Origin of the sequence: Corallococcus caeni, from assembly GCF_036245865.1 — a bacterium.
GTDB lineage: Bacteria > Myxococcota > Myxococcia > Myxococcales > Myxococcaceae > Corallococcus > Corallococcus caeni.
In genome coordinates this window covers 234,254-246,899 of sequence record NZ_BTTW01000013.1, presented here as the reverse complement: position 1 = coordinate 246,899, position 12,646 = coordinate 234,254, and the positions used below count along the sequence as shown (strand labels likewise).

The following is a 12,646-nucleotide window of genomic DNA, read 5'->3' as shown; positions in this document are numbered from 1 at the left end:
CGGGGTGTGCTGGACTTCCTGACGGACACGCTGCGCATGCACCGTCGGAGCCTACTGCCACCCTCGCTGCTGCCTCTCGCGGAGGCCCCTCAGTTCGCAAACGCAGCATGAGCCGGTGAACGGTTACAAGAAAGGTAGAGGCCGGATCATACGCATGTTTCAGGATTTCCAAAGACAACCCCTGGCGTTCGAGCCGTTCGGCTGCATCGTCAACAGTCCATGCTTTTGCAAGTCCTGGGGCCATGGCGAGGAGCCCCCATGAACACGCCATGAGGGCTCCAGGAACCTTGATTCAGCCAGGCACGATGCTCACGGGCTGAAGTGCGACCGGCCCGTCCCGCGACCTGCGATGTGCGCCCCTGGGCGTTCACGAAGACCTCGTAGCGGTAGATCCCACGGATGGCTTCGAACGCCCGGTTCTTGCTGTCATGGTCATTCGGGCGCATGGTGAAAGGCGGAAACGCAAGCGCCAGAATGCGAGGGAAAGCCAATGGCGACATCACTCTACGACCTCAGCGTGCCCACCTTCCTGCAGACCGTGAGGGCCGTCGCAGGCTTTCTGGACCGTGCGGACAGGCACTGCGCTGAGACGGGTGCGGACCCCAACGACTTCGTGAATGCGCGCCTTTTCGACGACATGGCCCCCTTCCACTTTCAGGTCGAAGCCACATGGCACCATTCCGTGTGGGGGGTGGAAGCCCTCAAGACCGGTGTGTTCGCCCCGCCGGCCTTGGTCGGACCGGTCCCTTTCGCCGACCTGCGGGCGATGATGGGCAAAGCGGAAGTGGCGCTGGAGGCATTCACACCCGACGAGGTCGACCGATGCGCGGGCAAGGACCTGGACCTTCAGATCGGGCCGAGGAAACTCGCCTTCACGGCGGAGACGTTCATTCTCTCGTTCTCCCTGCCGAACTTCCATTTCCACGCCGTCACTGCCTACGACATTCTCCGCTCGCGCGGTGTACCGATCGGCAAGCGTGATTACGAAGGCCGGCTGCGCACTCGATCTGCCTGAGCCTCAAGATTGTTGGGCATCTCGGGATGGAGGCGGCGGGAATCGAAGCCGCGGCCTACTCGAGCCCTGTGAGCTTGATCAGCTTCGTGGGCGTGGTGGTGAACTCCACCGTCACGTCCTGCGTCAGCGCCTTGCGCACCGTGTTCGCACAGGAGGGCGAGCCCACACCCACCAGATCATCAAACCGGGGCTCCGTCCGGGCCCACCTGACTCGGAGCGCTCCTCCGCGTCTCGCGCGGACGCAAGGGCTTGCGGCGGGAACGCACTTCTCTGCGTCACGGGGTGCATCGCGGGCAGAGGTCGGGCTTTCGCGGTGGGTGGCTTGCGTCGTGCAGTGCCGAGCGGTGGGACACAACGTCCAGCCCCCCGACGCACTGCCTTGTTCCTTCAGCCCAAGGAATGCCATGGCTCAGAAGAAGACCCCCGGGTCCAAGCGGTCTCGCATCGAACGCGGCCATCACCTCCTCACGACGGTCGCACTGGGATTGGTCACGGCCTGCTCCAGGGCTGGGACGGTCCCGGTGGAGCGCGTGCCGCAGGCGGTCTACGTGCCGCAGGCTGTCTATTGTTCCGCGGCGGGGCCGCGACCCGGGGGCTCGCCGCTCTGCCCGGTCATCCCGGGCAACATCGGCCCGGATCCGGCCATCGAGCAGACCGTCGCGTACAACGGCATCATCGGCCAGCTGCCGACGTCGGCGAAGAACGACCCGCAGACCCCGTTCGACAACCTCTCCTGGCAGACCTTCATTGCGTTGAACTGGGCCCAGGGGCAGCAGGGCTCGCCGGCGAGCCAGGGGTTGCAGGGCAACGGGCTCCGGGTGTGGCAGGGCTGGCCCCGGGTCTCGGACGTGTTCGGCAATGCCCCAGTGGTCGCACGCTGCGACGCGCCCGCGGGGATGCCTGTCTTCGCGATTGGCTCGGACGGCCAGGGCAACCCGGAGGCGCACAACGAGGAGTACATCCAGGCCGCCACGGGCGAGCCCGCCATCGACGTCTCCGGCAACTGGACCCTCTACGAGCGGCGGCTCAACGGCGTGGAGGTCACCTACCTCCAGGCGCCAGGCGGAAACACGGGCTGGAACCTGACCACCCAGCAGGGCCAGCAGAACCTCATCAAGGGAGGGGGCACGGTGGATTTCCCCGCGGTGGGGGACCAGGGCGCCGCCACGGGGGCCATTGAAATCAAGGCGGCGTGGCGGGTACTCGACCCGGCCCGGCACGCGGAGAACCAGAAGCGCTTCTATGTCGTCACGGCGATGCTGACCGTGGCGCCCGACCTGGTGCGCGCCAGCTCCGGGGCGGCGTCCGCGCCCATCTGCGCCACCGTCGACCTGGGGCTCGTCGCCATGCACATCATGCAGAAGAACCCCGTCACCCAGAATGCGCTGAAGCCCGAGTGGTTCTGGACCACCTTCGAGCACGTCGACAACGTGCCGATGGCCTCCCAGCCGTGCGACCCGACGTCCCCGGGCACCTGCGCGGCGTTCAACCAGCTCGACTGTCCGGTGCTCCAGGCGCCGTCGGGAACGAACTACTCGTATTTCAACCCGCAATGCCTGTCACCGGACTGCAAGACCAACCAGCCGCCCACGGCCTCGGCGGGCGGGCACTTCTACTGGAATCCCACGCAGCCCTTCGCCAAGGCCTATCAGGTCACGGCCAACAGCCAGGGGAAGACGGTCACCGTCGGCACGCAGATCTCCCGCTGCTGGAGCGTCTATCCCCTGACGCAGCAGCTCAACGTGCAGTGGCGCGCCCAGCTCGCGCGGGTGGGCTCCGTGTTCCAGAACTACATGCTGGTGGGCACGCAGTGGGGCGCGAGCCTCACTGATACTCCGAACCCGCGCGTGCCCAGCAACGCCGTGCCGAGCTATCTCTCCAACTCCGTGGTGGAGACCTACCTGCAGACCTTCTACGACCCCAAGAACCCCTTCAACACGGGCTCGTGCGTGTCCTGCCATGCGGCCGCGACGCTGGCGGAGGGGAACAACGTTCCCTCCAACCTGAGCTTCCTGCCAGGGCTCGCCCAGCCCGTGGTGCTGCGCCGGCCGCCCGTGGGCGTGGCGGGGCACGAGGACGAAATCCGGCGCGAGTAGGGAAGGGGCCCGGATCTACGAAGACAGTGAGGGCATCCGCTGGTGCCCCGCGCGCCTGAGCGGAAAGCCTTTGCAATCCGCTCGTGGTGGTGGAGGACGACGGCCTCGCCATCTGGGACATCATGACCGGACAGCCGCGCTTCCGCAGTTCATCCGACCTGGAGCCGGGACGGGTGCGCCCCCCGGACGCCTGGAATCCCTGGCCGGAAGACGCCGCACGGTTCATCCCAACCGAGCGCGGCTGGGACTTCACGCGGTGGATCCGAACGGCACCGTGGTGTGTCCCCCGGGCTCGCGGGAGGAGCTCGCGTCCAGGCTGATGTTCGCCGTCTGGGGACGCTGCGTGAGGCCACGGAGAAGGGGCTCCTGCTCGACCCTCCTTGCCCTTCCTCCAGGTTGCGCGGTTGGGTTGGGTATACGCCCATGAGGGCGTCTGTCCTTCCTATGCTCGGGCGCCCCGATGAATTGGGGCGCCCGATCCGCCAGGGGATCGTGTCCATCTGGGAGACAAGGGACACGATCAAGGCTTGGTGCACCCTCTCCGTCAGACAAACTCCGGATGTCTTCGTGGTAGCATGCCTGTTGACCGGCTTCGGCAAGTGGGTTGCTCCCACTCCGGATTGCGCGCTCCCTGTCCCGAGTGGGAATGCCAGGGTGGGAGCGACAGGGCGTGATGCCTTCCAGGGGGTTGAAATGTCATTGAGTGCACAGAGCAGCACGGGCCAGCACGGCTTGGGCGCGGTGATCGTCGCGCGGATGGAGTTGCCACCCCCTCCGTACCAAGTCATCAGGGGCTCCCTCATCCTGCTGGCGCTTGGATTGCTCTTCTGCGGGTCCGCCGCATCCATTGCCATGGACAGGGCCCGGCAGCCCGACACCGCCCCCGTCCTGTTCAACTTCGCCTTGGTGTGTGGCTTGTCGTCAGTCGCTTTCGCCGGTTTCTCTCTCGCCAGGCGTGCCGCCCTGCGCTGCGGTTTCGCCCTTTATGAGCAAGGCATCGTCATCTCGCGGAGGGGCACCGACTTGCGCATCCCCTTCTCCGAGGTCCAGTCCTTCTCCCTCAAGCAGCACCGAACGCTCTTCGATGGCCGTCACGACCAGTTCCTGCGTCAGATGGAGGTCACCTGGAGGGGGTACAAGACCCTGTTCTTCCAACTCACGGAGGCAAACACACAGGACACCTTCGGTCCCGTCCTCGACCAGCTCCTGCACAAGCTCGCGGATGCGGCGAGTGCGAGGCTCGGGGCGGGCGATGCCCTGCGTGGTCAGGGCTGGACGCTCGAAAATCGAGGACTGATCCTGGACGGGCAGGACGCGGTGCCGCTGCGTGAACTGGCCCGCGTCAGCTCCTTCGACGACAAGGTCTCCTTCTGGCGGGAGGGGGAGACGCTGCCCTTCTTTTCCATTGACGATGACAGCCCCAACGCCCGGCAGCTCTGTCTCCTGGCGCAGCAGGCGGTGCGGACCCAGGATCGTCCTCCGCGCTCGGAGCGCGCGCAGTCCACGGACGATTCCCTGGGGCGGGTTTTGTTCCAGCGCAAGGTGAGCGACGACGCCCGGGCTGCCGCGACGCTTGTGGCGCTGGTCGCGATCTTCGTTGGCGCGGGGATGGGGATCAGCTTCGGGTTCGTCGCCGTCACGGGCGTTCTCTGGGGGATCGCCGCGCTGCTCCTCTACTTCTCGCGCCAGGAGTTCCGCGCGCATGAGCTGGGCGTCAGTGGGAAGAAACTCCGCTGGCGCACACTGTTCTACTCAGAGCTCACGAGCTTCCAGTGCGCCAAGGTGCGCATCTACCAAAACGGCGTCTTCATGGGCACGAAGGTTTCCATGCGCTTCACGCCGGGCCCGGGTCGCAAGGCCATGACCTTTTCGCAAGGCGGCGCTGATGACGTGGCACTGGAAACATTGCGCGAGCACGTGACGAGGGTTGTCGCCACCCGGCTGGTCGAGCGCTTCAAGCGGGGCGAGGACATCCCATGGGGTTCCAAGGCCCGCTTCACCCAGGAGGGACTGGTGATTCGGATTTCGAGGCTCCTCCACGTGGACCGCGAGCAGCTGGTTCCGTACGGCGCGATCTTTCGCTACCAGGTCGAGGGCGGCCACTTCTACTTGTTCCTGGGCCAGGAGCCCCAGGCCATCCTGTCCCTGCCGTGCGCGGCGGACAACTTCTACCCGGGGTTGAAGCTGCTGGAGGCACTCCACTCGTTCGCGGCGGCGGCCCGGGCCTCGGCGTAGGCATTGGGAACTCGCACCTGCGCCCCCCATTGGCACCAGAGCGTACTTTCAAGTATTCACATGGTTCCGAGTCCCGTTCGCCTGGCGTTCGGTGGCTTGAGCTGTCCCTGGCGTGGTCGTCCCTGAACAGGTCCGCGGAGGAAGAACGAAGAGAGCACGCAGAGCCGCCGCCAGCCGCGGCAGGAGCGCTTGCGGCAGACGGTGCAGGCCGTCCTCGATGCCGTCCCCAGAGTGCTCAAGAGGCACGGGGCCGGAGCGGTCACCACCAACCGCATCGCGGAGGTGGCGGGGGTCAGCATCGGCTCTCTGTATCAGTACTTCCCGGACAAGCAGGCCATCTTCAATGCCCTGTATGAGCGCCATGTGGAGGATGTGAAACACAGAATGGAACGTGCCGTGGCACAATGCGCCTCGAGCACCATCGACGAGTTAGAACCTCGCCGGCCTCTACGCCCTCGTCGCCACCTGTGAGGCCAACGGCGTCAATCCCGAGGCCTACCTCGCCGACGTGCTGCTGCGTGTCCAGACGCACCCGAACGCGCGCATCGGCGAGTTGCTGCCGCACGAGTGGAAGCGTCTGCGCGCAGCCGACGCGTCCTGAAGCATCCGGCTCCATCCATCGCGCCGCGCGTCACCGCATGCCTCCCGTCTGCTTTCAAGCGATCCGGCACGTCGTTGGCCGGACGGTTACTGGTCTCCTGCGAGATGGATGTTCGTACCGGGGGCAAATACAGTCTGGTGTTCGGCCAGGGGATGGCGTTCTTCGGGACGTACACCGAAGTGACACCGCACTCGCTCCTCGTCTGGACCAATGAGGAAGGGGGTGACAACACGTCCGTCACCACGGTGACCTTCGAGGAAAAAGGGGACAAGACGCTGCTGGTCGTGAGCGAGCTCTACCCCTCGAAGGATGCGCTCGACGCTGCCGGCGGGGCGGCGGATGGGCTGGTCGAGACGTTCGAGCAGCTGGACGAGTTCCTCGTCACCCTGGGCGCGAGCGCAGGACGGGCTTGAAGTCCTCGCTCCCGCGGTCGGCCGACTGGCGCTTCACTCCTCGACGACGAGAGAGCGAAGCCAGGCGAGCACGATTGCCTTGCTCTTACGTCGGATCGTTGTGCCGCCCCATCCCTCTCTGATGCGCCTCGGGTGTGCAGGGGGCTGCACACCCGTGTGCCAGGCAATGCACGAGAGGCTGGGCGAGCGAGGTTGCGTCCGGGCGGGAGCGGGGACTTCCCGGCTGGCCTCAATGATGCATTGCTAGCGCGCATGGGCCGGGACCGAGCTGTTTCCCTGATGGACGACCTTCGCGCCGCCAACCCCAGCGAGCACACGCGCTGGCTGGCCGAGCCCGATGAGCCGGCCTTCCGCGAGCTGCTTCACGCGCGCTACGCGGAGACGTACTCCTACCCGTTCCTCTACGAGCCCGGCGGCGCCGTGCGGCTCTGGAGGGACGGGGCGCTGCTGAGCCTCGGCGAGTTCGACGCGCGGGGGGCGCTGCTGTGGCACACGGGCCTGTGGCGCAGGCCGGGGCGGGACTCGCTGGACTCGGGGCTCTCCGTGGCGCTGCCGAGCCGCCGCACCCTCACGGGCCGCGCCGAGCACGAGGCGCTGTGGGGCTCGCTGCTGGAGCGGCTCGGGCGCTGGGTGGGCTTCCTGCACCAGAACACCTCCACGCTGCACGTCATGGCGCAGCGCTACGCCTCGCGCTTCATGCGGGCAAGGCCCATGGGCCTCGTCGTCAACTACACGCGGGGCGAGACGGTGATTGGCGTGGAGGAGGGCCTGGGCGTGCCCATGCAGGCATTGGCGATGACGACAGTGCTCGCGCCCCCGCCGCCACGCCGGCGCTACCTGCCCGAGGGCCCGTGGGGGGAGTGGCTCGCGTCCATCCTGGCCGGGGTGGGGCTCGCGGAGTCGGTGGCCTTCACGCCGCTGGAGCGCCGGGCATGGAGGGAGGGCGCCGTGCTGCGTCCGCTCGAATGGAACGCTTCGCTGCGTCTGGAGCGGCGGGTCCTCGTGGGCTTCAGCGCGGAGGGCACCGAGGCGCTCACGTCGGAGCGGGCGCGTGTGGACCTCATCCACCTGCCCATGGGCGAGCCCCAGTGGGTGGCCGAGGGGACGCCGGTGCTCCTCGCGGCCGGCTTTCTTCCGACGGGCATCCGCCTCCACCAGCGTGAGCCGGATGAACTCGTCTTCCAGTACGTGGCGGACCCGAGGGCCGCGTGCGAAGTCGTGAGCCGCGCCCGGCTGGACGGCGCGCGGGCCCGGGAACTCTTCGCGGGATGGATGGAGCGATGCGCGCGAACTTCGTCGACACGGTGATGGCGCGGCTGGACGGCGAGGTCGCCACCATCTGGGCCACGGTGCTGCTGCGGCTGGAGGACAGGCCCGACGTGGCGCTCCTGCGCCGGGGGCTGCGCGCGCTGGTGCGGGAGAACGAGCGCCTCAACGTGGCCTGGAACGACGCGCGCCGCGCATGGGTGCCCGCGGTGCGCGGGGACGTGGAGGTGGACGCGGTCCTGGTGGAAGGCGCGGAGCCCCTGTCCGAGCCCGACGCCGTGGCGCGAATCATCAACACGCGGGTGGACCTCACGCGCGACGTGCCGCTGCGGCTGCACCTGCATCCCATGGTGGACGCGGCCCAGGGGCCCTGGCTGCTGGGCATCCAGTTGCACCACGCCATCGGGGACGCGAAGGCGCTGGCGCACCTGCTGGAGCGGCTGTGGTTGCTCTGCGCGGGACGCGGGTCGGAGTCGCGCCCGCTGGAGCCCTCGACGCTCACGGATGGCAAGGTGCTGCTCGCGGCGCTGCGCCAGCCTGGCCGGGTGCTGGGGCTCGCGAGTCCGCGCCGGCGGCTCCTGGCGCAGCGGGGAATGGGGCTGCGCCGCAGCGGGGACACCGCCGGACACGCGCTCCTGGCCACGGCGCGGCTCACGCTTCCCCAGGGCGACACGGACCTCCAGGCGTCGGAGGTCTTCTTCTCCGCGCTGCTCGCGGGCGTGGCGCTGCGAGAGTCCCCGGCGGACGGACGCATCCGCCTGCGCATGCCGGTGGACCTGCGGCGGATGCTGGGGCTCGGGCGGACGCTGGGCAATGGCTGCTCCGCGGTGCCGATTGAGCTCTCCCTGAAGGAGGTCCGCTCCCGGCTGGAGGCTCCGCGCGAGCTGGCCCGCTTCCTCCGCTCCGAGGTGCAGCGGGTGCTCGATGAGGGCGTGCACTGGACGACGGCGCTGGAGTGCATGGCGGTGGCCCGGCTCGTACCGGCGCGGGTGCTGCGCAAGAACGCGCGTCCCGGGCTCATCGCCGAGCCCCGGACGAACACGCTCGTCGTCACCTACCTGGGACGGATGGACACGCACTTCACGGAGGCGCCGTTCCGCATCCGCTCCATGCGCAGCCACACGGCCACCTGGGGCGCCACGGGCCTGTCGTTCGCGGACACGCTCAACATCAACACGGCGGCCTTCCAGGGCCTCTGGACGCGCGAGGAGCTGCGCGACTTCACGGAGCGCGTCGCCGGGTGGGCGTCCTCGGGCTTCGGCCTGCGGGCGGAGGTGCTCGCGCCATGATGGGGCTGCGCGAGGCGCCCGGGGTGTACCTGGGCTTCATCTCCCTGCACGTGCTCGCGGGGCACCTGGGCTCCAGCCTCGTCTACCGCCTGCGCTTCGGGCGCAGCCCGCTGGCCTACCGGCGCGCGGCGGCGGACTCCGCGCACACGCGCGTCACGCGGCGCATCAGCGGTGTCTCGCTGCTCTGGGCCGGCTCCATGCTCGCGGCCGCGTTCTGGCCCGCGTGGTCCGCCATGTCCTGGGGACGGCCGCTGCTGCCCATTCCTCCGCTCGCGGGTTGGGTGCCCGGTGTCGTGGGGCTCATGGGCATGCTGTGGGCCCAGTATGGAATGGGCCCGGCGTTCCGCATCGGCGTGGACGCGGGGGAGGCCCGGCCCGAGCTGCACGAGGGGGGACTCCACCGCTACTCGCGCAACCCCATCTACGTGTTCTCCTACCTGTACCTCGTAGGGGCTTCGCTCTGGGCTCCGTCCGCGGTGACGCTGGGCGCCTGTGCGGCGCTCGGGGGGCTCTTCCATCAACTGGTGCTCCAGGAGGAGCGGTTCCTCGCGGACCGCCTCGGTGAGCCCTACGCGCGCTATTGCCAGCGCGTCCCTCGCTACTTCTGACGCGCCATGCAGCCAGCCCTCTTATGTCCCGCTGATCCGCCCGGTGCCGCGCCCCCGGAGCCCGGCCTCTCCCGCGCCGAGTTGGTGGAGCTGCTCCGCATCCGCCCCCTGCGCGCGGTGGGCATGACGGCGCTGCACCTGGGGGTCTGGGTCGCGGCGGCCGTGGCCATTGCCCGCGCGGGCAGCGTCTGGGTGAAGCTGCCGCTGTGGATGCTGGCGGGTGGGGCGGTGATGGGGCTCATCCAGCTCGACCACGACGCGTGGCACGACAACCTCTTCCGGAGGCCGTGGCAGAACCGCCTCTTCGGCAACGCGCTCAGCCTGCTCGTGGGCATCGCCTACGAGCCCATGCGCCATGACCACCTCGCGCACCACCGCTGGAACCGCACGGAGAAGGACCCCGACGCCTACAACGCGGGCCGCCGCTCGCTCGGGCTGTGCGCGCTCTTCTACGCCACCGTGCTGCTCGGCATCCCGCTGAGCCTCATCTACTTCAACGTCCTCTATCCGCTGCAGCACTTCTCCCGCGCGCGATTGCGCCGCCATGGCGCGGTGCTGCTCTGCTACGCGGGCTTCTACGCGGGGCTCTTCTGGCTGCTGTCGCGGCACGGGCTCGTCCCCGGCGCGGTGGAGTGCTGGCTGCTGCCGGTGCTCTTCGCCAGCCCCCTCAACGGCCTGAAGTCCATCGCGGACCACCACGCCAACACGTGGCGCGGGGACCGCTTCCACACCGCGACGACGGTGCGCGGCACGCGGCTCGTCACCTTCCTCTGGAACGGGCTCAACTACCACCTGGACCACCACCTCTATCCGCGCGTGCCCGGCTACAACCTCGCGAGGCTGCACACCCACCTGCGCCCCGGGCTGCTCGCGCGCGGCGCCCCCGTCTTCGACAGCTACCTCGACGTCATGGGACGCGCGCTGCTCGCCGGGCCCACCGTCGTGGACGAGGACGTGCGGCTCGTCACCCTGGAACGAAAGCGCCCATGAACGCCCTGCGCCAGCTGTACGCGGACCTCCGCTACGAGGACGGCCGCTGGCCGCTGTCCCGTTGGGACCTCAACCTGCGCTACATCGCCAAGAGCCTCCTCCACGTCCCCGAGCCGCGCCGCACCGGGGACGCCGAGCACTTCGCGCGCGTCGCCCGGCACCTCGCCTCCGGGAGCTGGAAGCCCGACGCGCCCGCGGCGCTCAACCTGTGCGCCGTGGGCGATGTGATGTGGATTCGCAGCGGCTTTAGCGAGGCCCTCTCCCCGGGCGTGCGCGCGCTGATGGCGGACGCGGACGTGGCCTTCGCCAACCTGGAGACGCCCGTGGACCCGGCGCGGCCCGTGCCCCGGCGCGTCTACGAGACGCTCCACTACAACGCGCCGCCGGGCTACCTGGACGCGTGGGAGGGCACCGCGCGCCACCGCGTGTTCTCGCTGTGCAACAACCACGCGCTGGACCAGGGCGCGGAAGGGCTGGAGCGCACGCGCCAGAGCGTGCTGGCCCGCCCGGAGCACCGCTGCGTCGGAGGCCCCCGGGCGGAGGACGCGGTGGCGGTCCTGGATGTGGCCGGGGTGCGCCTGGGCATGGCCGCGGTGACGTATGACATCAACCACCTCGCGGGGGCGCCGCCCGAGGGCGTGCCGGTGACGCGCCTGGGCAACCCGCTGCATACTCCCGACTGGGAGCGGCTGGGCGCCCTCATCGACGCGGCGCGCGCGGTGGGGCCGGACCTCGTGGTGCTCATGCCGCACTGGGGCTTCGAGTACGAGTACTGGCCCGAGTCCCTCCAGCGCGAGCACGCCTACCGCCTCATCGAGCGCGGGGCGGACATCCTCCTGGGCTCCTCGCCGCACGTGCTGCAGCCCGTGGAGCTGGTCTCCATCGACGGCGGGGACCCCACGTGCCCCGCGCAGGTGCGCCGGGGGGGGCCGCCGCGAGTGGGGCTCATCGCGTACTCGCTCGGCAACTTCCTGAGCATCATGCCCACGCGGGCGTGCCAGACGGGCGCGGTGCTGAAGCTCGCGCTCGCGCGGGACGCGGGGGGCTCCCTGCGCCCCATGGACGTGCGCGCGGTGCCCACGGCGTGCGGGCGGGGCCTGGGCGGCGAGGGCTTCCTGGACGCGGGGGTCGTGGCGGTGGACGAGCTGAGCCTGGAGCGCGCGGCGCCGCACCTCGCGCACGCGCGGCGCACCCTGGGCGGACTGATTTCAACCGGGAGGGACTGAAGATGGCGTCGATGCGGGAGCAGCTGGAGGCGCTCACCGTGGGCATGGCCCGGCAGGTCGCGGGTTGGCTGCCGGCCGTGACGCCCGAGCGGTACGTGGCCTTCCTGGACATGATGTACCACTACACGCTGCGCAGTGGAGACCGGCTGCGGCTCGCGGCCGAGCGCGCCACGCTCCCCGAGCTGAAGGCCTTCTTCGCGGAGCTCGCGGCGGAGGAGCAGTCCCACTACCAGCTCGCGAAGGCGGACCTCGCGGCCTTCGGGCGCACGCCGTCGGACGCCACGCCCCGCGAGGTCTCCGCGTTCCACGCCTTCTGGGAAGGCATCCCGGCGGAGCGCCAGCTCTCGTTCCTCGGCGCGCTGTACGTGCTGGAGGGCGTGGCGAGACACCTCGGAGGCGACACACGCCAGGGGTTGGGGCGGCTCGGCCTGGACAGGACGCGGGCGCGCTTCCTGCTCGTGCACCTGGATGTGGACGTGGAGCACGGCGCGCGGGCCCAGGCGCTCTGCGAGTCGCTCGGTGCGCACGGCCCCGAGCCCCTGCTGGACGGCGCGCGCCAGGCGGCGGACTTCTGGGTGGCCATCCATCGCCGGGCGCTCGCGGAGGCATAGGCCGGGCCCTGCGGGCCCGCCAGGGTCAAGCCCCTCCCCGAGTCTGGGAAGCCCGCCGCTTGTCAGCACCCGACCTCGGCATGACGCATCAGGAGTTCTTGGAGCCGCTGCACGCGCCGGGGGAGAACGACGCCGTTGCGCCGGAGTTCCTGGTGGATGAGCTCACATGCGGTCACGCGGCCAGAGAAAAGCCCAGCAACCCGGTGAGGTTGCTGGGCTTCTGATTGTGAAGGCGGCGGGAATCGAACCCGCATCAAGACGGAAGCAAACCCCAAGCAGGTCGCGCTGTTACCGGC

The 12,646-nt window shown here is 69.4% G+C and carries 12 protein-coding genes and 1 pseudogene; all 13 read left to right on the top strand.

Going from position 1 to position 12,646, the window contains the following annotated elements:
* Positions 1-490 precede the first annotated feature (490 nt).
* The 13 genes and pseudogenes from AABA78_RS37180 to AABA78_RS37120 all read left to right on the top strand — a co-directional run bounded on the left by AABA78_RS37180 (position 491) and on the right by AABA78_RS37120 (position 12,574).
* A complete protein-coding gene (locus tag AABA78_RS37180) occupies positions 491-1,015 on the top strand; it encodes a DUF1993 domain-containing protein (RefSeq protein ID WP_338270227.1) in 525 nt (174 codons plus the stop codon).
* 404 nt (positions 1,016-1,419) lie between these two features.
* The gene (locus tag AABA78_RS37175) at positions 1,420-3,111 is read left to right on the top strand and encodes a hypothetical protein (protein WP_338270226.1); all 1,692 of its coding nucleotides are present in this window, start codon (positions 1,420-1,422) and stop codon (positions 3,109-3,111) included.
* 699 nt (positions 3,112-3,810) lie between these two features.
* Entirely contained in the window at positions 3,811-5,346 is a 1,536-nt protein-coding gene (locus AABA78_RS37170; protein ID WP_338270225.1) for a hypothetical protein, read from the top strand.
* A gap of 201 nt (positions 5,347-5,547) precedes the next feature.
* Positions 5,548-5,817, top strand: coding sequence for a TetR/AcrR family transcriptional regulator (locus tag AABA78_RS37165; RefSeq protein WP_338270232.1), 270 nt, complete (start codon positions 5,548-5,550; stop codon positions 5,815-5,817).
* A pseudogene (locus AABA78_RS37160) lies at positions 5,780-5,947 on the top strand (transposase domain-containing protein); the annotation flags it as partial. The gene AABA78_RS37165 and the pseudogene AABA78_RS37160, both read left to right, overlap by 38 nt.
* A 104-nt stretch (positions 5,948-6,051) precedes the next feature.
* The gene (locus AABA78_RS37155) at positions 6,052-6,360 is read left to right on the top strand and encodes an SRPBCC domain-containing protein (protein WP_338270224.1); all 309 of its coding nucleotides are present in this window, start codon (positions 6,052-6,054) and stop codon (positions 6,358-6,360) included.
* Positions 6,361-6,639: 279 nt separating this feature from the next.
* Entirely contained in the window at positions 6,640-7,668 is a 1,029-nt protein-coding gene (locus AABA78_RS37150) for a hypothetical protein (RefSeq protein ID WP_338270223.1), read from the top strand.
* Positions 7,641-8,915 carry a hypothetical protein gene (locus AABA78_RS37145; RefSeq protein ID WP_338270222.1) on the top strand — a complete coding sequence of 425 codons (1,275 nt, stop codon included), beginning with the start codon at positions 7,641-7,643 and terminating at the stop codon, positions 8,913-8,915. Before AABA78_RS37150 ends, AABA78_RS37145 begins: the two co-directional genes overlap by 28 nt.
* Positions 8,912-9,523 carry a methyltransferase family protein gene (locus tag AABA78_RS37140; RefSeq protein WP_338270220.1) on the top strand — a complete coding sequence of 204 codons (612 nt, stop codon included), beginning with the start codon at positions 8,912-8,914 and terminating at the stop codon, positions 9,521-9,523. The genes AABA78_RS37145 and AABA78_RS37140 overlap by 4 nt, the downstream gene beginning before the upstream one ends.
* Before the next feature lie 84 nt (positions 9,524-9,607).
* On the top strand, positions 9,608-10,513 hold the full coding sequence (locus AABA78_RS37135) for a fatty acid desaturase family protein (protein ID WP_338270219.1): 906 nt from the start codon (positions 9,608-9,610) through the stop codon (positions 10,511-10,513).
* On the top strand, positions 10,510-11,739 hold the full coding sequence (locus AABA78_RS37130) for a CapA family protein (RefSeq protein ID WP_338270218.1): 1,230 nt from the start codon (positions 10,510-10,512) through the stop codon (positions 11,737-11,739). The genes AABA78_RS37135 and AABA78_RS37130 overlap by 4 nt, the downstream gene beginning before the upstream one ends.
* Before the next feature lie 2 nt (positions 11,740-11,741).
* A complete protein-coding gene (locus AABA78_RS37125) occupies positions 11,742-12,350 on the top strand; it encodes an iron-containing redox enzyme family protein (RefSeq protein WP_338270216.1) in 609 nt (202 codons plus the stop codon).
* A 59-nt stretch (positions 12,351-12,409) separates the two neighbouring features.
* Positions 12,410-12,574, top strand: a complete 165-nt coding sequence (locus AABA78_RS37120; protein WP_338270215.1) for a hypothetical protein — start codon at positions 12,410-12,412, stop codon at positions 12,572-12,574.
* Positions 12,575-12,646: the final 72 nt, after the last annotated feature.